We start from the raw sequence: 26724 nt of genomic DNA on the forward strand, positions 1-26724 counted from the left end.
CCCACCAACGCAACAAACGATTATGGCGAACCCAAACAACAAGAGTGCAAGCCACGCTTGCACTCAGTTGTTCATTAACCTGCTACTACTTTTGCAACAGCACGTTCAAAACGCGCTAAGCCTTCAGCAATATCAGCTTCTGGGATCACCAATGATGGAGCAAAACGCACCACGTTTGCGCCAGCAATTAAGCTCATTAATCCTTCGGCAACTGATGCAACTAAAAATTCGCGGCTACGGCCTTCGTATTTTTCGTTTAATACCGCACCAAGCAACAAACCTTTACCACGCACTTCACTAAATACGTTGTATTTAGCATTGATGGCCGCTAAACCATCACGGAATAACTGTTCACGATGCTTAACGCCATCAAGCACTTCTTTGGTGTTTACTACGTTCATTACGGCGTTACCCACGGCACACGCCAATGGATTACCACCATAAGTAGAACCATGCGTGCCAACCTTTAAGTGAGCAGCAATTTTAGCCGTTGTTAGCATGGCTGCGATTGGAAAACCGCCACCTAATGCTTTAGCACTGGTTAAAATATCAGGCACGATGTCGGTACCCATGTAAGCAAATAGCTCACCAGTACGGCCCACACCGGTTTGTACTTCATCAAAAATAACCAAAGCATCATGCTTATCCGCTAAACGGCGCACAGCTTTTAAGAACTCAGGGTCACCATTGATAATTCCGCCTTCGCCTTGTAATGGCTCGAGCATAATGGCGCAAGTTTTGTCTGAAATTACCGCTTCTAGTGCAGCAATATCATTAAATGGTACGTGAGTAATACTTTGTGGCTTAGGGCCGAAACCGTCTGAATAAGCAGCTTGTCCGCCAACGGTTACAGTAAAGAATGTACGGCCGTGGAATGCTTTGTCGAAAGCAATAATTTGGTCTTTGTCAGCACTATGGTTATCTAATGCATAACGACGGGCTAATTTAAGCGCGGCTTCGTTTGCTTCTGCGCCAGAGTTGGCAAAATAAACTCGTTCAGCAAAGGTTGAGTTAACCAATTTAGTGGCTAATTCAAGCGCTGGCTCGTTGGTCATTACATTTGATAAGTGCCACAGCTTTTCGCCCTGCTCTTTTAATGCAGACACTAAAGCAGGGTGGCAATGACCTAAACAATTAACTGCAATACCACCAGCGAAATCGATGAATTCATTGCCTTCTTGATCCCATACACGGCTACCTGCTCCGCGAACAGGAATAACGGCTGCAGGCGCATAATTAGGCACCATGACTTCATCGAATTGGGCACGGGTTAGATTCATTTCTAGACTCATTGCATTTCATCCTTCAGGTTATAAGCAGCTTGAAAGCCGCTGTTTCCGCTGTTTGCTTTATATTCTGTAAGTGCATTGGCGGAAGCTTGTGTTATTTATGGGACATTATTAGCGAAAATGTGATCAAAATACCAGTTCTGTACAATTAACTTCTGCAGGCGACAGGTCTATTCTGCATAAAGATTGAAAAATATGACTAAATAAAGCGTTTATTGGGGGGCTAACAAGCATAAATAGTCATAAAAAAAGTTATTTCAACGTATTTTGTGTACCTATTCACCAAAAGTGAATAACTACACAAATTTAACATTTAGCAATATTGGATATTTGGTTCGCTTAAAGTAAATCAAGCTTACGAAAGTTTTGCGCTTTCAGTCGCAGCAGTTCTTGGGGAGAAAACTCGTAATAATCAAACATGATGCGTCTCTCTTGCGGGTCGATTAGCTGCTGCTCTTCTAATAATAGCACTTTGGCATAACAACTTGCTTTGGCCACAATGGCTGCATCGGCTGATAACTCAGAAAAATGATAATCATGATCAAGTTCTTTCAACACACTGGTCATTTTCGAATCTTCAAACTTCAATAAATTGAGCAACTGCCAATTTAACGTATGGCCATGTTGCATCACCTGTTCAAATACAGATTCTGCCGGAAAGTCGGTGGCCATAATCGCGTCATACACTTGTTTATCTCGACTTTGACTTGCCTCTCTTAGCCAAGTACCCCATGTTTTATCGAAAATTTGGCCACTTTGGCTCAAAATAATTGAGGTGGCAAATTGGTACATTAGCGCGCAAGTATATGTCAGACTTGGCTCTTTATTATGTAGCTCAGCTAAGGCTTGTGCCGCGATTGCGCTCATGATGCTGTAGCGCCATAACTTGCGGGTTATCCATAATAAGTTGGCATTCCCTGACGGTAACCAGTTACGTAAACAAAAATACGGGATCAATAAGCGAAGGTTTTCTAAACCAATGTAATTTATCACCAATTTGATATCGGTAACTTGTACATCTGAGTTTTTCGGGCGCCTGTGTCGTGAGGTTGGACTGTTGATCAAATTAATTAAATCGCGGCATAACCAGCTATTATCTTCAATAATCGGTCGCAAACGGTTTAAGTTTAGATCCGGGCTTAACAGTAAATCTAATAACAACACTTGGCTTTCGGTAATGCCCGCTGACTCAATAATAGACAGAGGGTTTATCATTTGATGTTCAACAGCATTATTGACGGTATGCGTTAAGTGACTAGAAACTTCGAGGTATATATGGCGCTCTTGCACTTGTTTTTCTATGCGCAGTTTTAACGCTTTACGTTCTATATCAAGTTTATTGGCACTTTCTTCTATTTCGGTATTCAGTTCATCTAACATTGAACCCACAACGTGTTTACCCACAATAAGCTGATTGTAGAGTCGACGTTCTATTTCGATGACTTTTCCGGGTCTTACGCCACCCGCGACTGATATTGCCACTCAACACTACCCTTGAATATGATGTTAGGAGTAATCATAAAAATTAAGGCTCTCCAAAGAAAGCCTTAATACGATTTTATTTACTAATTTGGAACTCAGTAGCTATTTTAGCTCTTGCTCAAATAATTTATAAATACGACGGTATTCATCTAACCAGCTAGACGGTTGCACAAACCCGTGCGGTTCAACCGGATAAATAGCGGTTTCAAACATCGGTTTTTCAAGTTCAATTAACCGTTGTACCATGCGCACGCTGTCTTGGAAAAACACGTTGTCATCTAATACGCCACTCATAATTAACAATGGTTTTTGTAATCCGTGAGCATGCTCTATTGGTGAGCTACGCTCATAAGCAATAGGATCAACGTCAGGCGTATTTAAAATGTTAGCCGTATAAGGCGCATTATAATGAGCCCAATCGCTTACAGGGCGTAATGCGGCGCCTGCTTGGAATAGCTCAGGTTCATTAAATAAAGCCATAAAGGTTAAGAAACCACCGTAAGAACCGCCGTAAGTGCCCACACGTTTTGCATCCACATTGGCGTTACTCGCCAACCAAGCAACACCATCTTTTAAATCTTCAACTTCAGGATGGCCCATGTTGCGATAAACCGCAGTGCGCCAATCACGTCCATAACCTTTTGAACCGCGGTAATCCATGTCCATGACAACATAACCTTGTTGGGTTAATAAGTTATGGAACATAAACTCACGAAAATACCCAGAAAATCCATAATGCGCATTTTGTAAATAACCCGCGCCATGGCTAAACACTACCGCGGGATATTTATCGGCTTGCTTAGCATCATAACCTTGCGGCAAATACACTCGGGCGTAAACTTGCCCTGCTCCGTGGCTTGATGGTACGGCAACAACCTGTGGCGCTTGCCAAGGGTATTGTTTAAATGTGTCGCTGGTATAGTGAGTCAGCGGTTTAATTTCCCCCCCAATCGGTTGAATAAATAACTCATCGGGGCTTGTTGTCGCTGAGGCCGTTAACAATAATGCGCTACCGTCTGGGCTTAAGCTGTAATCTAATGTGCCAAACCATTGGGTTAATTGCTCACTTTTACCCGTAGCGACCGCTACTCGATAAACATTGTAGCTCCCTGGATGATCTTTGTTGGCACGATAATAAATGTGTTTACCATCAGGAGATAAGGTCACATTATCAACCACATATTTACCGCTTGTTAGCGCAGTAATCTTACCTGAGGCCGATTTAGTATATAAATGAGAAAAACCTGACTCCTCAGACAAATAGTAAACAGAGTCTGTCCCGGTTATCCAACCAAATTGATTATAGTTATAGTTAACCCACGCATCGTCGTGTAAACGATGTTCGGTAATAAGTTTGCCCTTTTGCAGGTCTACACGCGCAATCCAGCGATCTTTGTTATCAACAGCTTCAACCATCACCATCAACTGGTTATCGGTTTCACGCCACTGCATCGCGCTTTGGCTCCACTCCCAATCTTGCATCAGTTGGATTAAACGTGGGGCTTTGACACTTTTATAGTTTTTGCCTTGGGCTTTAGCATTTTCAGCTTTAACACTGGCTAATACATCTTCATCAAACCCTGTTAAGCCTTCGATAGTGATGTCTTTTTTAGTGTGTTCAATAAGATCAAGTAACACTAAACGTTGGCCAGGAAAGGCATCTTCAGCGACACGCGCTCGTGCAGGAACGGCATCAACATAACCGTCTTTACCTAAATAATTAGGCATAATGTCGTGCTCTGCTCGCCTGGTATAATTTTTGTCGGTGAGTGCCAACATCACATAACGACCATCGGGCGATAGACTCATTTCTGAAATAGTTTCAGAGTCGCCTAAGTACCATGGCTGAGCTGAAAATGTGGGATCTGCTTTAGCCAATGATTCACGATAATCTTCACGAGCCTTGTCATTGTTATGTTGCAGCGCCACATAACCCATTAAACGATGTTGTTGCTTGGCAATATAAGTACTAGGCTCTTCTGTGCCTGTCGGCTCATTAGCCATTTGAATCGCTGCAATTTGCTCAACCATGCCAGTGGTTTGATGCAGGCGGAAAATATTGTTGCCTTGCCAGTAAGCAAGATCGCCATTATTCAAAAAACGCACGCCACTTATCGCATCATTTTGACGAGTAATTTGACTAATATCACCACTTTGAAGGTTTTTAACAAACACATTGCCTTGGTAAATATACGCCTTTTGAGATTTGGCTTGGTTAATCACACCATTACGTTGGTCAGCTAAATGCAGCTGAGAAAGTTCAAGCTGGTTGGCCGTTGTTGCTGTAATACTTTGCTGATAATAATCACGAACAGGTGACTGATGAGCTTGGCGACTAAAATACACTGACTGACTGTCGTCACTCCAATAAGCACCCTGGGCTAAAATGCCCATCCAATCTGGATTAGCCATTATTTGCTTGAGTGTTAGCGCTTCTTCAGCTTGAACAGGTGTAGCTAGTGCTACGGTAATTTGTGTAGGTATCGCAGTGGTTGTCACCACTGTTGAGTCGACTGTGGCTGCACAGCCACCCATCATGGCCAATGAAACTGCACTAATGGCAAAGTGTCGCAAAAAGCTGTTCATGTTCATCCCTTTTATTATTTTAAGCGCTATTTATAGCATATTATACGTAAGATTGACCGGGGGTGAATATCTGAAGTTGTAACATAAAATACGTTCAAGATATCAACAGCTTGAAGTGTATGCTTATTGATATAACGATAGATTACGCACGTAAAAAGTTAGCCAGTAACTCATGGCCTTGCTGGGTTAAAATAGATTCTGGATGAAACTGTACGCTGTATATACCTAACGCCTGATTACTCATGGCCATAATTTCACGACCGTGGATCGGATCATCATACCAAGCATCGAGTTCAAATCCCCTGGGAATACTGTCAATGAGCAGTGAATGGTAACGGGTAACTTGTAAAGGCAGTGCTAGCTCAGAAAATAAGCCTTGTTGATTATGTTGTATTAAACTGGTTTTACCATGCATCACACGCTTAGCACGGATCACATTAGCACCAAAGACTTGCGCTATCGCTTGATGACCTAAACACACCCCTAAAATTGGAATTTTCCCGGCAAAATGGGCGATTGCAGCAAGTGATATACCCGCTTCGTTTGGGGTGCAAGGGCCGGGTGAAATCACTAAATGGCTAGGCGCTAATGCTTCAATTTGTTCAAGAGTAATGTCGTCATTGCGTTTAACGATGATCGCTTGCTCCAGTGTTTGAAAATACTGAACCAGGTTAAACGTAAATGAATCATAATTATCAATCATCAATAACATTATCGATACTCGTCACTTTTTTTAGCTTAAAAAAAACCAGCCTTGCGACTGGTTTTATGTCCTAACATGGATAATTACTTAACCACGGTTAGGTGACTTCTGCGTTTCGCTTTATCGTCTGAACTGCTCGGCTTAGTTGTTTTAGGCGCAGTTGTAGGCTCTTCAACAGACTTAATCGAAGATGGCACTGATAAAAGCTCATCATGCTCATCTTCAATCATGTAAGCATCTTCCATATCAAACACCGTACCGGCACCGTTTTCACGTGCATAAATGGCTACGATAGAGGCCATAGGTAAAAACACATTTTGTGGTACACCACCAAAACGTGCATTAAACTCTACGGCATCATTAGTCATATGAAGATTTGCCACAGCTCCAGTTGCAATGTTTAATACGATTTGACCGTCTTTAACAAATTGCTGCGGAACTTGAGTACCTTTAACAAAAGCGTCCACGACTACATGCGGTGTTAAATGGTTATCCATCAACCATTCATAATAAGCGCGCAATAAATACGGACGATTAGGTGTTATTGGTTTCATTACATTCCCATGCGCATTTCGCGCTCAGGCTCAGTTAATGACGCTTTAAACGATTCGCGCTCAAAAATACGAGTCATATAAGCATTGATTTCTTTTGCTGTACGAGGGTCTAAGTTAATCCCTAATACTGGTAAGCGCCATAATAATGGGCCTAAGTAGCAATCAGACAAACCAAATTCTTCGCTCATGAAATATGGCATTTCTGCAAATACCGGCGCTAAAGCAACTAAGCTTTCAGTTAACTCTTTACGCGCTGCATCAGCTTTTTCACCTTTACGGATACGCTCAACAAGCGCATACCAGTCGGTGTCGATTCTGTGCATCATCAAACGGCTTTGACCACGAGATACCGGGTAAACAGGCATTAATGGAGGATGCGGAAAACGCTCATCCAAGTATTCCATAATAATACGAGATTCATACAATACTAATTCGCGATCAACTAAGGTCGGTACTGAGTTGTATGGATTAACTTCAAGTAAATCTTCAGGCATTTCACTTGGGTCTACCTGCAAAACATCAACGGTAACCCCTTTTTCAGCCAATACGATACGTACTTGGTGACTATATAAATCATCGGCACCAGAAAAAAGTGTCATGATAGAGCGCTTGTTGGCAGCAACAGCCATTGATACTCTCCAGAATCTAAAAAAAACAAAACAAACGAGGGGCTAAGCCCCCCGTTTACAATATGCGGATAATGTATAATAACCGTTATTGATAGCTAGTGTACATCTTTCCAGTACTCTTTCTTCAACAAATACGCAATGATGAAGAAAATAAACAAGAATCCAAGTACCCACATACCAAGAGCTTTACGCTCTAACTGTACAGGTTCAGCTGAGTAAACTAAGAAACCCGTGATATCACGAACCGCTTGGTCATACTCTTCTGCCGTCATTTTGCCACCAGTGGTAACAAAAGTGCCGTCTTCTTGTTTTACTGCAAGACCTTGTAAGTCTTGTAATACATGAGGCATACCCACTAATGGGAACACTGTGTTATTTACACCAAATGGACGAGTCTCATCAGCATAAAAACCTTTAAGGTATGAATATACCCAGTCTTCACCACGTACACGAGCAACCAATGTTAAATCTGGAGGCGCAGCACCAAACCATTTAGCAGCATCGGCAGTAGGAATTGCGTTTTCCATTAAATCGCCAATTTTTGCATTGTTAAGAATATACTTACTACGCATATCATCGGTAGAAATACCGAGATCTGTAGCAACACGTTCGTAACGCTGGTATTGAGTGCTATGACAACCAGAGCAGTAGTGTTGAAATAAATCAACACCACGCACTAGCGACTCTTTATCATGCAAGTCAACGTTAGCACTTTCTAAGTGAACATTGTGTCCACTCGCTGCCATCGCCAAAGATGGCAACAATGTAACTAATGCAATTAATAACTTTTTCATTAGTGTGTCACCCTCGTTGGGACTTCTTTTGTTTTCTCATTTTTACTGTAAACCCATAAGGCTACGAAGAAAGCAAAGTAAGTGAAAGTGAAAATACGTGCCGCAATAGTTAACTCAGGCGTTGCAGGAACCACACCTAAATAACCAAGAATAATGAACGACACAGTAAACTGAGCAATGTTGATCTTGTGGATCGTACTGCGATAGCGAATAGACTTCACTTTACAACGGTCAAGCCAAGGCAGAATAAATAACACTGCAATTGACAGACCCATACCAATAACACCCACTAACTTATCAGGGATAGCACGTAAAATGGCATAGAAAGGTGTGAAGTACCAAACTGGCGCAATGTGTTCTGGAGTCTTCATTGGGTTAGCCGCTTCAAAGTTTGGCTTTTCAAGGAAGTATCCACCGCCTTCAGGCATGAAGAACAACACATAACAGAACACAATTAAGAAGCCCGCGACACCCATAATATCTTTTACGGTGTAATAAGGGTGGAATGGAATAGCATCAACAGGCCAACCGTTCTCATCTTTGTTCTTTTTAATCTCAACACCATCAGGGTTATTTGAGCCCACTTCATGCAGTGCAATTAAGTGTAAGAACACTAATACAACTAACACAAGTGGCAGCGCAATAACGTGTAATGCAAAGAAACGGTTTAGCGTTGCACCCGAAATAACGTAGTCACCACGGATCCACAATGTTAGGTCATCACCAATGATAGGGATAGCGCCAAACAAAGAGATAATTACCTGTGCGCCCCAGTAAGACATTTGTCCCCAAGGTAGCAAGTAACCCATGAATGCTTCAGCCATTAGCACAAGGAAAATCAACATACCAAACAGCCATAACAGCTCTCTTGGTTTTTGATAGGAACCGTAGATTAATCCGCGGAACATGTGCATATAGATAACAAAGAAAAACGCCGATGCACCCGTTGAGTGCATATAACGTAATAACCAACCGTACTCAACATCACGCATGATGTACTCAACAGAAGCAAATGCGCCTTCTGCTGTTGGTACGTAATTCATGGTTAACCAAATACCCGTAAGTAACTGGTTAACTAAAACTAATAGCGCTAATGAACCAAAGAAATACCAAAAGTTGAAATTCTTTGGTGTCGCATATTGGCCCACGTGACGGTTATAAGTTGCCGTCATTGGGATGCGCGCATCAATCCAATCAATAATATTCTTAACCATTACGCCGCTCCTGTGTCTTCACCGATAATCACGGTAGCGTCATCGACATATTTGTGTGGCGGGATAACGAGGTTCAATGGTGCTGGAACACCCTGGAACACACGACCGGCCATGTCGAATTTAGAACCGTGACAAGGACAGAAGAAACCAGATGGTACACCTTCAACCTGCTCACCGAATGAATCGGGCAAATAAGTTGGCGAACAACCTAAGTGAGTACAGATACCGACTGCAATGAAGAATTCAGGCTTAATAGAACGTGCAGGGTTAGTTGCATATTCTGGTTGCTGCATTTCTTCAGAAGCAGGATCGCGTAATTGACCGTCTAAAGATTTAAGATTCTCTAATACAGCTTCTGTACGACGAACGACCCAAACCGGTTTTCCGCGCCATTCGACACGAATTAACTGACCTGGTTCTACTTTACTAATATTTACTTCGACCGGCGCACCTGCAGCTTTCGCCTTGGCGCTCGGATTCCATGACTTGATGAAAGGAACCGCTACAGCGACGGCACCAGCACCACCTACTACGGCGGTTGCGGCTGTCAGGAATCTGCGACGTCCGGTATCGACTGGCGCATTGCTCATCCACTTATCTCCCAGAGGGTGTTGGAATTTTTATATTTCAATACTTTAGCGACCATAATGGTAAAACGCTAAAATCATAGTTTGAGGCGGTGCTCATTATAGCGAAAAATTAGAACTAGATCATAGTGAAAACACGCATCTAAGTTGAGGATATTAACATTTTTTTCAAAATAGCATATAAATCAGCATCTTTTTAACAATCTTATCGATATTAACTTATAAAATAGGATGATTTATTCCTATACCTAATCAACTGCTTATATACGTTTTAATCTAAAAACAGTAAAACGTAGTCATCTGATACTAAAGAAAGGGATTTTTCGAAAAACTGAATTTGAATTGCAGATACAAAAAAGCTCAGTATTAACTGAGCTTTTTGTCGTTTTTGCACTAAAGCTAATTAACGATTATTTACCGCTAGACGATTTCATGTACTTAAAGAAATCACCTTCTGGCTCTAACACCATCACGTCGTTTTTACCTGCAAAACTTTCTTTATAGGCTTCTAAACTGCGTAAAAAGTTATAAAACTCAGCATCTTTGCTGTAAGTATCAGCGTAAATCTTGGCAGCGAGTGCATCACCTTCACCACGTACGGTAAGGGCTTTACGTTCAGCTTCAGCAATCTTCACTGTTACGTTAGCATCAATCGTTGCGCGAATAATTTCAGCTTGTTCTTTACCTTGTGCACGATGCTCTTTCGCCACAGCTTGACGTTCAGCACGCATACGTTGATAAATACTGTTACTCACATTAGCAGGTAAGTTAATTTGCTTAACTCGTACGTCAACAACTTCAATCCCTAAGTTTTCAGCGCTTTCAGATGCATTTTGTAGTGCATCGGTTTGCAACTCGTCACGCTTACCCGATACGATTTCTTTAATCGTACGGCGACCAAACTCAGTACGTAAATCGTTATTGATTTTGGCTTGTAATAAGCTTTCTGCATTGGCTTTAATACCGCCGTTGGTAGAAAGATAATACTTTTCAAAATCATGAATACGCCACTTAACGTACGAATCAACCATTAAGTCTTTCTTTTCAGAAGTCACAAAACGATCGGCTGCGCCGTCTAATGTTTGAATACGCGCATCTAGGTATCGCACTTTATCAACAACGGGTAACTTAAAGTGTAAACCTGGAGCAAACACTTTAGTCACGTCATCGTCTTTAAGGACTTTACCAAAGCGAGCAACGATTGCACGCTCGCCTTCGTTAACCACCATTAAAGATGAAAAACCAACGCCTAAGATGACAATCAAAATGATCAGAGCAAATCTACCCATGATTAGTTCCTCCCTTGGCGAAGACGCTCTTCGCGGCTGAGACGTCCATCAGACGACATGCTAGTGATCGGTGTATTTACGCCTGTGTTTGATACTGAGTTAACATGACGTTCAGCTTCTGGCTCAGCTTCTTGGCGCGAGCTTTTAGACGCATCCATTAACTTATCCAAAGGCAAGTACATCAAGTTGCCATTATTTTTAGCATCAATTAACACTTTGTTCGTATCAGACATGACCGCTTGCATCGCATCTAAATATAAACGATTACGTGTTACTGCAGGCGCAGCGTTGTACTCTGGTAATAGCTTTTCAAAACGAGCAACTTTACCTTGAGCTTCTAACACTTCACGTTGTTTATATGCATTAGCTTGTTGCGCCATACGTTCAACTTGACCACGAGCTTTTGGTTCAATTTCACGAGCATAAGCTTCAGCTTCACGGATAAAGCGCTGTTCATCTTCCTGAGCAGAAATTGCATCATCAAATGCATCTTTCACTTCTTCAGGTGGACGGGCAGGTAAAAAGTTAACGTCGCGGATCTGTAAACCTAGTTTATAAGGTTCAATGATACGCTCTAACTCTTTCCACGTGTCACGACGAATCGCATCACGGCCAGTCGTTAGAATGTCATCCATGCGGTTATGACCAATCACGTAACGTAATGCACTGTCTGTCGCTTCACGTAAACTTTCGTTAGCTTCAACTGCACTAAATAAGTACGAATACGCGTCAGATACACTGTACTGAACCACTAATTCGACTTTTACTACATTTTCATCGGACGTCAACATACTGCCAGAAGCAGGAATTGAACGGAACGTTTCTACGTCTACGGTATACACTTCATCAATAAAAGTGGCTTTCCAGTGTAAACCAGAGCTCACTTCACCAATGTGTTGACCAAAACGAAGTAACACGCCGCGCTCAGCTTCTTTGACTGTATATAATCCTGATAAACCCCAAATAATTAAGGCAATAACAGCGATTACAATCAATATCGATGAGTTGAATGGTTGGCCAGATGCGGAGTTACCGCCTTTGCCACCAAAACGTTTTGATAAGTTACGAAAAACTTCGTCGAGATCCGGTGGCCCTTTATCGTTACCACCTTTATTTCCCCAAGGGTCTTTATTACCCTTGTTACCGGGCTCATTCCAAGCCATTTAGCACTCCATAATTGGATGAAATAAATGAGATTAACAAGTGACGTCTATTTCTGAAGGTTCAAAAATAAATGCCTCTAATTCCCCCTGACTCTGTTTAGCTAATCGGCGCCAATTGGCATCCGATAAACGAACAGATAAAATACAGTTCCCCAGATCGTCATAGTCTTTCTGCTGTATTGCATCCAGTCGATAAAACTGGCCAAGATAATGTCCTGCTGATGCAGGTATTTTCAATGTAAGCTCACGGATAACCTCACCGATTAACTCGGTAATGGCTTTCAGCAGCAAATCAAATCCAATGCGTTTTTGCGCAGAAACCCATACTCGCTCAGGTTTTCCGTCTTCACCGTAGTCAATACGAGGCGCAAAATCTTCAAGTAGGTCTATTTTATTACAAACCACTAATTGAGTGATTTCATCAGCATCAATTTCTTCCAGTACACGTTGTACTTGGTCAAAATTTTCTGTCATGTTTTCATCAGCACAATCAACAACATGTAGCAATATTTCTGCTTGACGAGTTTCTTGCAATGTGGCCTTAAACGCCGCCACTAAGTCATGCGGTAGATGACGAATAAACCCCACGGTATCGGCTAGAATCACAGCTCCGTCAGGTAGCGCTAATTTACGCAATGTCGGATCTAATGTGGCAAACAACTGATCGGCTGCATACACATCCGAAGACGTCAGCGAATTAAACAACGTTGATTTACCCGCGTTGGTATAACCCACCAATGATACTGTGGCTAAGTCACTTCGCTTACGTGCACGACGACTTTGCTCACGTTGTTTGTCTACTTTATCGAGACGACGATTAATGTTTTTAATTCGCCCACGAAGTAAACGACGGTCTGTTTCAAGCTGGGTTTCACCCGGCCCGCGCATCCCGATACCACCTTTTTGCCTTTCTAAGTGAGTCCAACCACGAATTAAGCGCGTTGACATGTGGCGCAATTGCGCTAGCTCCACTTGCATCTTACCTTCATGAGTTCTCGCTCGTTGAGCAAAAATATCAAGAATCAACGTAGTTCGATCTAAAACTCGGCACTGACACACAACTTCAAGATTGCGTTCTTGAGCAGGGCTCAAAGCATGATTAAAAATCACTACATTGGCTTCAGTTGCAGCGACCATAGCAGCAAGTTCTTCTGCTTTACCGGAACCAATAAAAAACTTTCGGTCCGGAGAGCGTCTGCTGCCAGTAATCACTCCAACAGAGCGAGCACCAGCAGATTCAACTAACAACTGTAATTCAATTAGGTCTTCTCGACGCTCTTCGTCAGAAAAGTCTATGTGAACTAATACAGCTGTTTCACCCGCTTCATAACGATCAAACAAAAATTATATTCCTTTTCAATTATTCAGCATCGCTTTCTTCACCATGGGCAGTACCCTGATGAGCAGAAACATTAAATGGACGTGCTGGTACTACGGTAGAAATAGCGTGTTTGTAAACCATTTGGCTCACTGTGTTTTTAAGTAAGATCACAAATTGATCGAAAGATTCAACCTGGCCTTGTAACTTAATACCATTCACTAAATAGATAGAGACTGGTACACGCTCTCGACGCAATGCGTTCAAAAATGGGTCTTGTAAAGATTGCCCCTTAGCCATTTTCAATTTCCTTTTTTATTTTATAAATATGTTGAATTAAGTTTTATTGTTTAGTTTTAGTATTATACAGCAACGGCTAATAAGCTAGCGGCTTTGTCGCATAAGCGTAACTAAATTCCCTTCTACACCACTTTCAAGCCACTGTAAATCAGGCCAACTCCTCAACCATGTTAATTGACGTTTGGCCAATTGCCTAGTGGCTGCGGTAGCTTTTTCGACCATAGTCGCATGATCAAATTCATTATCAAGGTATTGCCAACACTGTCTGTAACCGACACAGCGCATTGATGGCATCTCTAAATGCAAGTCTCCACGTGCTTTTAAACGCGTGACTTCATCGATAAAACCTTGTTCAAGCATGATATTAAACCGCTCAGCGATTAAGTCATGTAATACTTTTCTGTCAGTCGGTGCAATAGCAAATTGTATTACATCATACGGCAAAGCAGCTGACTTAGTCTTCGTTAACTCTGTCATCGTTTTGCCGCTTATACGGTAAACTTCCAATGCACGCGACAAACGTTGCGGATCATTTGGATGAATACGCTCCCCAGCTACAGGGTCAATACGGCACAACTCTTGGTGCAATGCGTCCCAACCTTGGTTTTCTGCCTGCAACAAAATCTGTTGTCTGATAGCTTCATCGGCACTGGGTAAAGGCGATAATCCTTCTAGCAATGCCTTAAAATACATCATGGTACCACCTACAAGTAACGGTGTTTTACCACGAGCAATAATATCTTCTATGGCCACCAGTGCATCGCGGCGGAAATCTGCGGCAGAATAGCTTTCGCTTGGATCGAGAATATCAATCAATCTGTGCGGCGCTAAGGCCAATTCTTGTGCTGAAGGCTTAGCAGAGCCAACATCCATACCACGATAAATTAACGCTGAATCAACTGAAATAATTTCACAGTCATGCTGTGTGGCCATGTCGATAGCCAATGCCGTTTTGCCTGACGCCGTAGGCCCCATCAAAAATATCACTTTCGGCCGGTTGATAGTGTTCACGTTAATTATCTTTCATCCAAGTTTGCCAAGGTAAATCAGTAGCCTGAGCATAAACTGTTTGTTTTATTGTATCGTCTAATAAACAAAACTGCTGCCAAACACTTTGCGCAGACTCAAATTGCACTAGGCTTTGTTTCGCTAACCAGTCCGCTATCGCGCTGTCGTTTGGCTGCTCTAGCGCTATCCATTGTAAAAACTCAGGGATAACAATTGCTAATTGGCTCTCCCTCAAATATGGGGGCACTTTTTTAATTATCAACTGCTGATAGCGAATACTTAGTTCAATACCCATTTGACGCAGTAATTGATCACGTGCTGATAATGTTTCACTCCAATCTGGGTCGACAGCAATCGCAATTGGCATCAGTAAGGGTTGTGACACTAAACCATTAGCTAATTTTTTAATGATTTCAGCTTTTCTCACCGCAAACAATACCACTTTAAACGGTAATAATGACAAGGTATCGTCTTGGCAAATAACCCAATGAGCACCTGAAAGTAAAGGTGGCATACTCGTTTGTAAACTGACTTCACTGACGTGTTTTTCATAATGGCCAGCAGGGGTTTGTAATAATTGCCCATAATTAGCAATGGCAGTTTTGGTTATCCCTGTTGAAGCGTTTGCTATAGGCTTTTTATCATAACTTGGCTTAACTGCAGCTGAAGAACCACCAAAAGACGCACCATTCTTACCCGGAACATGCATTGTACCAAAAGGGCTGGCACTATTTATCGGCCGCTGAGTAGCAGCTGGTTTGAATAAATCTGCCTTTGTCTCTGTAAAAATATCATCAGTTGCCGATGTGATTGCCTGTTCATGCATTGCAGCATTGTGGACAGCTTCATGCGGTTCAGGCTCTGTTATCGCCTCGGTTAACACCAATTGCGGCATTTGTAATAATGCCGACTGTATCGCTTGTAAAATAAAATCATGTACATAACGAGATTGATGAAACCGCACCTCATGTTTCGCGGGATGCACATTAACATCCACTTGATGTGGGTCAAGCGCTAACATCAGCACATAGCCGGGTTGATGATCGATACCATGTTCTGCGAATGCTTGTTTTACTGCATGATTAACCAAACGGTCTCTGACTAATCTGCCATTTACATAGAAAAAGCTGGTATCGGTTATCACGCTATCATGAGGTGATTGTAGGTAACCACTTAACGATAATCCATCATGTTCACATGCAATACTTAACGCTTGCTCGGCAAATGCCCGACCACAGATTTGAGCAAGGCGTTGTTGAGTCTGAATTTCGGTGTTTGCCGGACGATATTGGCGCACTAATTTACCATTGTGTGTGAGTGCAAAATGAATATCACTACGAGCAATGGCTATCCGCTTTAGCCATTCATCAATATGAGTAAACTCAGTTTTATCGCTTTTAAGAAATCGACGACGTGCGGGTGTATTAAAAAATAAATCCACTACTTCGATAGTAGAACCTTGTGGATGCGCAGCCGGCGTCACTTTGACATCCATTTGCGAACCTTCGGCATAGGCTTGCCAAGCTTCAGATTGCTCAGCGGTTTTTGACGTCAATGTTAATCGAGACACGGAACTAATACTGGCTAATGCTTCACCACGAAATCCAAAACTAAGAATGGCTTCTAAGTCGTCCAGAGTATGCACTTTAGAGGTAGCATGTCGAGACAGCGCCAAGGCCAATTCGTCCTTGGCAATACCAGCGCCGTTGTCACGGATACGGATGAGCTTACTGCCGCCTTTATCAATATCAATATCTACTCGGGTCGCTCCGGCATCTAAACTGTTCTCTACCAGTTCTTTAACCACAGACGCAGGCCGTTCAACTACTTCGCCAGCAGCTATTTGGTTAGCTAATTGTGGGGGGAGTAGTTGAATTGCCATGTTAAGCCCTAGGGATTACCAGTGTTTGGCCAATGCGCACCACATCAGATTTTAAATTATTGGCTCGTTTAAGGCTGCTCACAGACACCCTATAACGCTGTGCAATAATCGATAACGATTCACCACGCTTTACACTGTGCTTGGTATTAGACGAACTGGTCGTTTTGGCCATTAAGGTATCAGCAGGCGGGTTATTCTCAAAGTAACGCAACACGCCTTTATAAATGGCATTAGCTAGCTTCTCTTGGTGATTACCGTTAGACAATAGGCGTTCTTCACCAGGATTAGAAATAAAGCCGGTTTCGACCAAAATTGACGGAATGTCTGGCGACTTAAGCACTGCAAAACTGGCTGATTCAGGTTTTCTCTTATGCAAATGCGTAATTGAATCTAGGTCTCGTAAAATATCGCCAGCAACAGAATGACTAATAGCCATTGAGCTGTTCATCGACATATCCAGCAACGTCATCGCAAGATACTGTTCGCTGTCAGAGTTTTGAATAATTTCACCAGCACCACCCAATAACTCCGAGTGTTTTTCTTTTTGCTCTAACCATCGACCGATTTCGCTGTTTGCACGGCGCATAGATAACACCCACACCGACGCGCCACGGGGTTGCGGAGAAGTAAAGGCATCAGCATGGATTGAAATTAATAAGTCAGCTTTACTGTTGCGCGCAAGCTCAGAACGTTTGTTTAAATTCACAAAATAATCACCGCTGCGCGTCATGACAGCACGCATCCCCGGTGTAGAGTCCACTTTACGAGCCAAGCGTTTAGCGATTTCGAGCACCACACGTTTTTCGTGCATGCCTGAGGGACCGATAGAACCAGGGTCTTCACCGCCATGACCAGCATCGATAGCAACAATAATATTTCGAGAAGACGGATTTGCAGAACGACTCACAGACGGTTGCGTATTCGATGAACCACCAGCAGCATCTTCTAAATCGACCACTAAACGATTGCCATAAGGTGCGGTAGGTGGAAGAGTAAATAAACTCGATTTAACGGGTTTGGTTAAATCCATCACTAAACGTAACATGCCCTTTTTAGGCGGAGTGCTAAAACGTATCTTTTTAATAATACTGCTGTTATTGGCAATTTTATCTAAATTTATTTTTGAGCCAGCATCTTGGATATCAACCACTAAACGATGAGGGCCCGTTAAGCTAAAGCTGTCATATTTGGGAGCTTGAGTTAAATCAAACACCACTCGTGTTGATTCAGGCGCAGCCCAAATACGCACACTATCAAGTTGATTTGCTGCCCAACTGGTATTAGGCAACAAAAGCACTAGCGTGGTTACTACACAGGTAAAAAACGTATGTTTAAAATTCATTATTATTTTATTTAATTTTATTTAAAATGGCCTGCCCAGCAGGGGATAAGGCTTGTAATTCGATTTCTCTTTGAGATTCTTTATAACGTAAATGCAAATGGATGTCAGCCTTAGGTAACAAGCCGTGACCATTATCTGGCCACTCTACTAAGCACACACTTCTGTCAGTAAAGTAATCTCGAATACCCATAAACTCCAACTCTTCAGGATCGCTCAAACGATACAAGTCAAAATGGAATACATCCATATTTGCAAACTCGTAAGGCTCAACCAAGGTGTAAGTTGGACTTTTTACAGCGCCTTGATGACCTAAGCTTTGAATAATCCCTCGGCTAAACGTCGTTTTGCCTGCCCCTAAATCACCCGTAAGGTAAAGGGTTAATGGAGGCATCATCCACTGCGCAATTTGTTGCCCTAGCGCAACAGTAGCTTGTTCATTTTCAAGGGTTTTAAACAGGGATGTCATGTGTAAAGTCAGCTTCCGTAAAAAAGAGTTACAAGAATGCTAAATATACCAGAAGTTATGGGTTAACTCCCACTGTTATGGCGGTTATTTTTTGTTAATAAAAAAAACCAGCTATTGGGGATAGCTGGCGAATTCACACTTCAGGAAGTTATTTCAAATTATCAATGCGTCGATTAAATGTCATCCATACGAATTGTGCTATGAACAAGGCGTTTTTGCTGCGTTTGTGCCACACGGACTAAATCCATTAATGTGCTCTTAATTTCTTCAGTTGGGCTACTATTTGCCGTTTTTTCAAGTAATGCAATCAAACGGTTTTCGAGATCAAGATGTAACTCGAGCACCTGGTCTTCATGCATATTGGCTGGCAGAGATGCTTCAGCACAACGTTTACTAAAGTCTTCAAAAGTAATGTCTTTATACCAGGTGTTTAAAATTCTAGATGGCGCGTCTTCGATGTAACTCTCTAGTGTCTCGTAGATATGTCTCTGATGTTGTTGAAAATAAGTCAGCATCATTTTAACGCGAGATGAGTCAGCATTACGATCTAAGCGCTTATACAACTTCTCCATATCGAGATGACATTTGGCCACATAATCAAGTAGTTCGCTCAATTGTTGAATACGCATAGCACTTACCTCGTTTAAAGCTCTAACAGCTTAAAAAATTATCTTGAATTGATTATCAAAGATTTCGAGCACAAATTACTTGAGCAATGTCATGTTTTTCATTCTCCAAAGGCTTCTAATTTAGAGATTCATGAAGAAGTGAGCGATAGATCACGCGTTTTGTTGATTGCACAGTATTTTTCTTCACATCTGTAAGCAATAAATATCAACTGAAGAAATGTTGCAGACGAATATGCAGCAGAAGTTTGGTATAACTCTTGGGTCTTGGGTCTTGGAATATGGAGTAAATAGGCATGTAAGCATGCGTTTTTTGAATTGAAGATTGGTTTGGATCGACCTTTCTTTTACAAAAAGAGGTTAAAACTGATGACGCTGTTATCACTTCTAGCTTGGCAAACATAAAGGTATCGCATTTTTAAGGGCGCAAATGAGCTAATATTGCAAATCGCAAAATTTGATAGCTTTGAAGCTAGAGATTTTAGAGTGTGGTATGTTGAAACAATAAGAGAGATTTGGAGTAAGAAAGGTGATTTGGAGCGACATATCAGGTTCGAACTGATGACCTATACCTTGGCAAGGTATCGCTCTACCAACTGAGCTAATGTCGCATATCTAAATCATATTGTAATTTGGAGCTATCTTCTCTAAATAAAGAGAAGTTCGAACTGATGACCTATACCTTAGCAAAAAAGATTGGTATCAACTCTTACAATTAACTCAACTGAGCTAATGTCGCAAATCAAAAAGCATTTGTAATTTGGAGCGACATATCAGGTTCGAACTGATGACCTATACCTTGGCAAGGTATCGCTCTACCAACTGAGCTAATGTCGCATATCAAAATTATCTGAAATTTGGAGCGAACTTTCTTTTAGACAAAGAGAGGTTCGAACCGATGACGCTGTTATCTCTGTTAGCTTGGCAAGGTATTGCTCTACCAACTGAGTCTAGCTCGCATCATCTGAAATTTGGAGCGAACTTTCTTTTAAACAAAGAGAGGTTCGAACCGATGACGCAGTTATCTCTTTTAGCTTGGCAAGGTATTGCTCTACCAACTGAGTCTAGCTCGCATCATCTGAAATTTGGAGCGACATATCAGGTTCGAACTGATGACCTATACCTTGGCAAGGTATCGCTCTACCAACTGAGCTAATGTCGCGTACTGTTTGCTTCATTTGTAACAGTCAACAAGGTATCGTCTTTCAACCTATGCCAACTGAGCTAATGTCGCATTTCAAATTTTCAAATTTCATTTCAACTTTCTATTATTCAGAGTTTGGCGCTCTGTAGAAAGTTGAGGCCGCATTATAGGTAAATTTTACTATGCTGCAACCCCCTTTTTAAAAAAAATTGTTCGATTGGTTAAATTTTAAATACTTCTTTGCGATAAAACTGTAATTCTGCAATCGACTCTTTAATATCTTCGAGTGCTTGGTGAGTATTTTTTTTGCTAAAGCCATTCATGGTTTCAGGCTTCCAACGGCGTACGAGCTCTTTAATTGTGCTCACATCGATATTGCGATAATGGAAATACTCTTCTAGCTCTAACATGTATTTATTTAAAAAACGGCGATCTTGGCCAATGCTGTTACCACACATAGGCGATGCACCTTTAGGTACATAGTGGGCTAAGAACTCAATGGTTTGCTTAATCGCATCTTGTTCTGAACATTGACTGGCGCGAACACGGTCAATTAAACCAGACTCACCATGGTGTTTTTGATTCCAGTCGTCCATACCTGCTAGCACTGCATCAGTTTGATAAATTGCCAATACAGGGCCTTGGGCAATGATATTGAGTTCTTGATCAGTCACTAGGGTAGCAATTTCAATGACTCTATCGACATCAGGTTCTAAACCCGTCATTTCTAAATCAACCCAAATCAGGTTATTCGTATCAGCAGCCATTTATGTCGCCTTATGTTATCTATCGCCTTAATTCAGGCTTTTTTATAAAAGAGTGTGTATCATACTGTTTTTTTGAGACACAAAAAAACACCTATTTGATGAAGATAAGCCTGTGAGTAAAAAGAAACCCCTAAGCCAAGGTCAATTACGCCGTATGCGTGCGAATCAGACTAAGCGACTAAAACGAAGCGATAATAATGACGCGCCTGAATTACAGGACAATTTATTAGGCCCTGAACAATCGGGCGTAGTGATTTCGCGTTTTGGTCAACATGCCGACATTGAAACAACTGACGGTACGGTATCTCGCTGTAACATTCGTCGTGCTGTAACCAGTTTAGTGACTGGCGACAATGTCATCGTAAGACTCGCTACCGAAGTACAAGCCAGTTCAAGTATCGGTGGTATTGTTGAAGCTGTCCATCCTCGTAAGTCATCACTCACTCGACCCGATCTTTATGATGGCGTTAAAATTATCGCCTCTAATATCGATCAAATTTTAATTGTGTCATCCGTTTTACCTAGTTTCACGACACAAATTATCGATCGCTATCTGGTTGCCAGTGAAGACACAGATATACCGCCTATCATTATTTTAAATAAAATCGATTTATTAAATGATGAAAACCGTGACGAAATAGAGCAAGCACTCGCTCGTTATGAAGCCATTGGTTATCCTGTTTACAGAGTCAGTAGCCATACCGGTGAAGGCGTTGAAGACATAAAAGCGCTGCTTAATGAAAAAGTCAGTGTATTTGCGGGTCAATCCGGTGTTGGTAAATCATCACTGATTAATGCGTTAATGCCTGAGGCAGAGTTATTAATAGGTGATGTATCTGGCAACTCAGGTTTAGGTCAACACACCACCACCACAGCCAAGTTACTGCACTTTAAAAGTGGCGGCGACTTAATTGACTCTCCTGGTGTGCGTGAGTTCGCGCTGTGGCATTTAGACGCGACACGTGTGGGTTGGTGCTTCATCGAATTTAGAGAGTTTTTGGGTACGTGTAAATTCCGAGACTGTAAACACGGTGACGATCCCGGCTGCGCACTGCGTGATGCACTAGAAGCAGGAAAGATTACCCAAGACAGATTTAGCAACTATCATCGTATTATTGCCAGTTTAGATGAACAACGTCATGCACGACATTTTCGTGCCATTGATGAATAATATATAATCGAAGATGACGAATATGAATCAACAAGAAAATAAAAAGGGAAACACATTGGACTCATTTAAAATTGCTTTGCAATACATGCTGCCAAAACATTTTCTGTCACGTTTAGTGGGTAAGTTTGCGGCTGCAAAAGCTGGGGCGATAACGACGGCGGCCATTAAATGGTTTATCAAACAATATAAAATTGATATGTCAGAAGCGAAGCAACCCGAGCCCGAAGCTTACAAAACTTTTAATGACTTTTTTACCCGCGCATTAAAACCAGAATTACGCCCAATTGACCAAGATGACCATATTATGGCTCATCCTGTTGACGGTGCGGTTAGCCAATGCGGCCCGATTGAAGCTGGCAATATATTTCAAGCAAAAGGCCATAGCTATACATCTGAAGCACTGCTAGGTGGCATTAAGGCTGATGCTGCGCGTTTTGATGGCGGCGACTTTGCTACCATTTATTTAGCGCCAAAAGACTACCACCGCATTCATATGCCAATCACTGGCACCTTGTCTAAAATGACCTACGTGCCAGGCGATCTGTTTTCGGTTAATCCATTAACCGCTCAGAATGTACCGGGATTATTTGCGCGTAACGAACGTGTAGTAGCTATTTTTGAAACCGACTCAGGTCCACTGGCGATGGTATTAGTTGGTGCAACAATTGTTGCCAGTATTGAAACCATTTGGGCAGGCACAGTCACTCCACCAGGCGGCAAGCAAGTCTTCAGTTGGGATTACCCAACCACAGGTCCAGAGGCATTAACCTTAGAAAAAGGCGCTGAAATGGGTCGTTTTAAACTCGGCAGCACTGTGGTGATGTTGTTTGCACAAGATGCAATTGAAACCTTTGCTGACGGTGTCGAACCCGGTGAGACAACTCGCATGGGTCAACCATTTGCGAAATTGACTCAAGCATTAACAGATGTTGAATCTGATGAAGAACAAGTAGACGCTAAATAAGCCCTACCGAGCGACTGCTCATAAAGCCGTATTTTGTTAAAATACGGCTTTATTTTTTAGCCACTTGTTAAACATGACTTTATTTCATATCAATTCAAACAAAAGCCCTGTGTTATCGCCTACTGCAACACCAAAAAAATAGAATATAATTAAGTAAATTTGTTACCATTGCCAGACTCCAATTTGAGCCTAGTATTATGTTACGTTTAGCGTCTTTTTTACTGTGTTTTATTATTATCAACATCATGTCGGCATCGACTTATGCCAACACGCCTATCACCCTAGACAAACGTCTTGGTTTGAATACTCAAACTGATAATCAGCCACTTGATATTCAAACACAGATTGCTGAGCTCGAAAGCAGTATTAACGAGCTGCAAATTGAACAACAAACTTACAATAACGTTGAGCGTTCAAACAACGAAACTAAACTGTCGCTCAATCAACAATTACGCGACGCGCAAACTACGCTTAAACTCGACGCCGATATTGACCTTAATCAGCAAGCATCGATGGCGTATTTTCACCTGTCTGAATTAAAAGAAACCGAGTCGTACTTAAACCAACAGTTACGATTAATTACTCAGCGTCAAATTCAGTTACCCGACTTAATTGTTCAAGCCGAAAATGCATTAACCCAACACAATAAAACTCAGCAAGCACCGGCAGACACACCACTTGGTAAACGTAATAAATTACAAGCTGAGCTGCTGACTCAACATATTGCGACTCTGCAAGCTGAGCGTTTAGCCAACCCAAAGCAACTGGAAATAACCCAGCTTCAGCAACAAGTAAATCGACTGTCTTTAAGCCAACAAGAAAGCTTTATTGAATTAATTAATAAACACAATATTGAATATCGTCAGCAACAAACAGCCGACACCATTGCCAATAACTTAATTGATGAGCAAGAGTTAGCCGACCCGTTATCGCAAGAGTTAAGCAAAACAAATCAGCAATATGCGCAGCAATTGCAAAGTTTAACCAGCAATCACAACTCAGTCGTTGAACGCCAACAACGGATTGAAAAACGCTACCAATCTCAAAATGCTCAGCTGTCGAATGTGCTTGAGCAAATTACCTGGGTTAAAACTAACTCCGCTTTTGGTGATCGCTTTTTACAAATGTTGCAGTCGTTACCCAAACCACCAAGCCTTGATAAACTGCAAACAGAACTTGCCGATGCACGCCTTAAACGTTATCAGTTAGAACAGCAGCAAGCGTTAAATACCCAGCAGCTTGATAACAGTACCCTGTTCAATGAAACCCAAGTTAAGCTATTACAATCACAGCAAATATTAATAGAGCAGCTTCTTCAAGGTTACGATCAATACCTTGCTGAGTTTGCTAAATTACGTATTGGATATGAGCAATTAAACCAACTGCACAACACCTTAAAAAACACCCTTAACGAACATCTTTTTTGGGTGCCTAATGCGCCTAGCATTGGAGGGTTATGGTTAATTGACCTAAGCCAAAGCAGCGTATGGTTAGTGCAACCGAGTCAATATGAGGCTATTCAACAAGCTTGGTCTAATCAGGGCAATTTATGGGCTTGGTGGGGCATTTTATTATTGTGCTGTCTAATGGCGCAAGACATGCTAACACCTAAGTTTAACCAAGCAATTGGCCGTTACTCGGTGTTTGTCGGTAACGTTACCCAAGACAAATTTAAATACACTATCAAAACACTGATCATCAGTGTTGTTTACGCCTTAATTAAACCATTACCAATTATTATTGCCGGAGTCATTTTTATGCGCTCTGAGCACAATGTGGCTTATGCCGTCGGTTCTGGTGTGACAGCGATAGGAATAAGCTACCTTATTTATCGTTTTTTCTACTTGCTAACTGTCGATAAAGGCATATTAATTAGCCATTTCAGACGCCCGAAAAAAATTGTCCAACAAGCTCAAAAAACGATGGCATCGTTTGTGATGATTTCAGCGCCGTTAATTGGCTTAATGGGCTTTACAGAAGCGCTCGATACTTCACTTGTGCGCAACAGCCTGGGGCGTGGTGCGTTTATCGTATTTTGTGTGGTGCTGTTTGTGCTCTACAAAGATGTGATGTTATTGATTGGCCAATACCGTAAAAATAAACCCAATGCCAATAACCTTGAAGTGGTACAAAAAGCTGTGTGGGCAATACTCATTGTCACTCCCGTATTTAGCGCTATATTGGCGTGTGTTGGTTATTATTTTACTGCGTTCCAACTGCTATTACAGTTACAAATATCGGTACTGTTAGGACTAGGATTTTTACTGACTTACCAGCTAATAAAGCGTTGGATGCTCATCGAGCGCCGCTTAATTGCTTTTGACCGCGCTAAAGCCAAGCGTGCAGAGCGCCTAGCACAACGTGAACGGGGCGAACTGAACAATGAACCGATTGAAACTTACGAAGAACCTGTAGTTGATTTAGAAACGATCTCGAGTCAATCGCTAGGATTAGTCAGATCCATTTTGATTTTAGCCTTTTTTGCCAGTTTATTAGGTATTTTAGCGCAAACGCATACCGCGGTTTTTTCATTTTTAGACGGCATCACCTTGTGGACCACCAGCAGCACAGTTAATGGTATTGAACAACAAGTGCCCATCACCTTAAAGTCGATTTTATTTGGCATTATTTTAGTGGGGTTCTCTGCGGTTATCGCCAAAAACCTCCCCGGCTTACTCGAGTTAATGCTATTACAACGGCTCGACTTATCACCTGGCACCGGCTTTGCTATCACCACAATAAGCAGCTACTTAGTGGTGTTTTTTGGCATGCTGTTTGGCTTTTCAACCCTAGGGATGGAATGGTCTAAATTACAATGGCTAGTGGCAGCGCTTTCGGTAGGTTTAGGTTTTGGTTTACAAGAGATTTTTGCGAACTTTATCTCTGGTTTGATCATTTTATTCGAAAAACCGATCCGCATTGGCGACACCGTGACCATTCGCGATCTCACCGGCACAGTAAGTAAAATTCAAATTCGTGCCACCACGATTGTCGACTGGGATCGTAAAGAAATCATTGTGCCCAACAAAGCATTCATTACAGAGCAATTAGTTAACTGGTCTTTATCTGATCCTATTACTCGGGTCATTGTGACCGTATCGGTATCGCGTGATGCCGATCCCGCAAAAGTCGAAACCTTACTGCATCAAGCTGTGCGTGAATGTGAGTTATCCCTTTCGACTCCTGAACCCGAAGTCTGGTTTGCAGGTTTTGGCCAGCACACCCAAGATTATGAAGTGCGTTCGTACGCTAAAGACATGTCTGTTCGTTGGCCACTTCGTCATAACTTGCATAAGCAAATTAGCCAAAAATTAAAAGAGAACAATATTGAACTTGCGTATCCACAAATGGAAGTTCATATCAAACACGGTTCAAAAGACTCATCAGAGCTCGTTAACAGTTAACATCAGCTCGGGATAAGAGATGAGGTTAATATAAGGAATATT

22 protein-coding genes and 3 tRNA genes are annotated in these 26724 nt (G+C 41.9%); 3 read left to right on the top strand and 22 right to left on the bottom strand.

Features of this window, described 5'->3' with window-relative positions:
* Positions 1-74 precede the first annotated feature (74 nt).
* From AC19MX_RS04405 to orn, 22 genes are all read right to left on the bottom strand, one after another.
* Entirely contained in the window at positions 75-1292 is a 1218-nt protein-coding gene (locus AC19MX_RS04405; RefSeq protein WP_432399950.1) for an aspartate aminotransferase family protein, read from the bottom strand.
* Positions 1293-1628: 336 nt separating this feature from the next.
* Complete coding sequence (locus tag AC19MX_RS04410; RefSeq protein WP_432399952.1) at positions 1629-2771, bottom strand: HDOD domain-containing protein; 1143 nt, start codon at positions 2769-2771, stop codon at positions 1629-1631.
* Between the two features lie 102 nt (positions 2772-2873).
* On the bottom strand, positions 2874-5357 hold the full coding sequence (locus AC19MX_RS04415; RefSeq protein WP_498296656.1) for a S9 family peptidase: 2484 nt from the start codon (positions 5355-5357) through the stop codon (positions 2874-2876).
* Positions 5358-5499: 142 nt separating this feature from the next.
* Positions 5500-6069, bottom strand: a complete 570-nt coding sequence (locus AC19MX_RS04420; protein WP_432399954.1) for an anthranilate synthase component II — start codon at positions 6067-6069, stop codon at positions 5500-5502.
* Positions 6070-6143: 74 nt separating this feature from the next.
* Entirely contained in the window at positions 6144-6614 is a 471-nt protein-coding gene (locus tag AC19MX_RS04425; RefSeq protein WP_432399956.1) for a ClpXP protease specificity-enhancing factor, read from the bottom strand.
* Positions 6614-7243 (bottom strand): stringent starvation protein SspA, encoded by a 630-nt coding sequence (gene sspA / locus AC19MX_RS04430; RefSeq protein WP_432399958.1) that lies wholly within the window; start codon positions 7241-7243, stop codon positions 6614-6616. The genes AC19MX_RS04425 and sspA overlap by 1 nt, the downstream gene beginning before the upstream one ends.
* A gap of 95 nt (positions 7244-7338) precedes the next feature.
* Positions 7339-8037, bottom strand: a complete 699-nt coding sequence (locus tag AC19MX_RS04435) for a cytochrome c1 (RefSeq protein ID WP_498296658.1) — start codon at positions 8035-8037, stop codon at positions 7339-7341.
* On the bottom strand, positions 8037-9251 hold the full coding sequence (locus AC19MX_RS04440; RefSeq protein WP_498296659.1) for a cytochrome b: 1215 nt from the start codon (positions 9249-9251) through the stop codon (positions 8037-8039). The genes AC19MX_RS04435 and AC19MX_RS04440 overlap by 1 nt, the downstream gene beginning before the upstream one ends.
* Positions 9251-9841: a ubiquinol-cytochrome c reductase iron-sulfur subunit gene (gene petA / locus AC19MX_RS04445; RefSeq protein ID WP_432399964.1), complete on the bottom strand. Its 591-nt coding sequence runs from the start codon at positions 9839-9841 to the stop codon at positions 9251-9253. Before petA ends, AC19MX_RS04440 begins: the two co-directional genes overlap by 1 nt.
* Before the next feature lie 407 nt (positions 9842-10248).
* Positions 10249-11127 (bottom strand): protease modulator HflC, encoded by an 879-nt coding sequence (gene hflC / locus AC19MX_RS04450; protein WP_432399966.1) that lies wholly within the window; start codon positions 11125-11127, stop codon positions 10249-10251.
* A 2-nt stretch (positions 11128-11129) separates the two neighbouring features.
* The gene (gene hflK, locus AC19MX_RS04455) at positions 11130-12290 is read right to left on the bottom strand and encodes an FtsH protease activity modulator HflK (RefSeq protein ID WP_432399967.1); all 1161 of its coding nucleotides are present in this window, start codon (positions 12288-12290) and stop codon (positions 11130-11132) included.
* 33 nt (positions 12291-12323) lie between these two features.
* Positions 12324-13631 carry a ribosome rescue GTPase HflX gene (gene hflX / locus AC19MX_RS04460; RefSeq protein WP_432399968.1) on the bottom strand — a complete coding sequence of 436 codons (1308 nt, stop codon included), beginning with the start codon at positions 13629-13631 and terminating at the stop codon, positions 12324-12326.
* Between the two features lie 19 nt (positions 13632-13650).
* Positions 13651-13908, bottom strand: coding sequence for an RNA chaperone Hfq (gene hfq, locus AC19MX_RS04465; protein WP_011638750.1), 258 nt, complete (start codon positions 13906-13908; stop codon positions 13651-13653).
* 84 nt (positions 13909-13992) lie between these two features.
* Positions 13993-14919 carry a tRNA (adenosine(37)-N6)-dimethylallyltransferase MiaA gene (gene miaA / locus AC19MX_RS04470; RefSeq protein WP_498296661.1) on the bottom strand — a complete coding sequence of 309 codons (927 nt, stop codon included), beginning with the start codon at positions 14917-14919 and terminating at the stop codon, positions 13993-13995.
* A 1-nt stretch (position 14920) separates the two neighbouring features.
* The gene (gene mutL / locus AC19MX_RS04475; RefSeq protein WP_498296663.1) at positions 14921-16798 is read right to left on the bottom strand and encodes a DNA mismatch repair endonuclease MutL; all 1878 of its coding nucleotides are present in this window, start codon (positions 16796-16798) and stop codon (positions 14921-14923) included.
* 1 nt (position 16799) lies between these two features.
* Positions 16800-18140, bottom strand: coding sequence for an N-acetylmuramoyl-L-alanine amidase (locus AC19MX_RS04480; RefSeq protein ID WP_498296665.1), 1341 nt, complete (start codon positions 18138-18140; stop codon positions 16800-16802).
* 7 nt (positions 18141-18147) lie between these two features.
* Positions 18148-18606 (bottom strand): tRNA (adenosine(37)-N6)-threonylcarbamoyltransferase complex ATPase subunit type 1 TsaE, encoded by a 459-nt coding sequence (tsaE, locus tag AC19MX_RS04485; RefSeq protein ID WP_432399972.1) that lies wholly within the window; start codon positions 18604-18606, stop codon positions 18148-18150.
* Between the two features lie 173 nt (positions 18607-18779).
* Positions 18780-19235 carry a hypothetical protein gene (locus AC19MX_RS04490; RefSeq protein WP_432399973.1) on the bottom strand — a complete coding sequence of 152 codons (456 nt, stop codon included), beginning with the start codon at positions 19233-19235 and terminating at the stop codon, positions 18780-18782.
* 532 nt (positions 19236-19767) lie between these two features.
* Positions 19768-19843, bottom strand: a tRNA-Gly gene (locus tag AC19MX_RS04495).
* A 150-nt stretch (positions 19844-19993) separates the two neighbouring features.
* Positions 19994-20069: transfer RNA gene (locus AC19MX_RS04500), tRNA-Gly, on the bottom strand.
* A gap of 249 nt (positions 20070-20318) precedes the next feature.
* Positions 20319-20394, bottom strand: a tRNA-Gly gene (locus AC19MX_RS04505).
* Between the two features lie 203 nt (positions 20395-20597).
* Positions 20598-21143: an oligoribonuclease gene (orn, locus tag AC19MX_RS04510; protein WP_498296667.1), complete on the bottom strand. Its 546-nt coding sequence runs from the start codon at positions 21141-21143 to the stop codon at positions 20598-20600.
* A 112-nt stretch (positions 21144-21255) separates the two neighbouring features.
* Between orn and rsgA the strand changes: the two genes are divergently transcribed.
* From rsgA to AC19MX_RS04525, 3 genes are all read left to right on the top strand, one after another.
* Entirely contained in the window at positions 21256-22314 is a 1059-nt protein-coding gene (gene rsgA / locus AC19MX_RS04515) for a small ribosomal subunit biogenesis GTPase RsgA (RefSeq protein WP_498296669.1), read from the top strand.
* Positions 22315-22369: 55 nt separating this feature from the next.
* Positions 22370-23278: an archaetidylserine decarboxylase gene (gene asd / locus AC19MX_RS04520; protein ID WP_498296859.1), complete on the top strand. Its 909-nt coding sequence runs from the start codon at positions 22370-22372 to the stop codon at positions 23276-23278.
* Positions 23279-23475: 197 nt separating this feature from the next.
* A complete protein-coding gene (locus tag AC19MX_RS04525) occupies positions 23476-26682 on the top strand; it encodes a mechanosensitive ion channel domain-containing protein (RefSeq protein WP_498296671.1) in 3207 nt (1068 codons plus the stop codon).
* Positions 26683-26724: the final 42 nt, after the last annotated feature.

The organism is Shewanella sp. MF05956 (assembly GCF_059758055.1).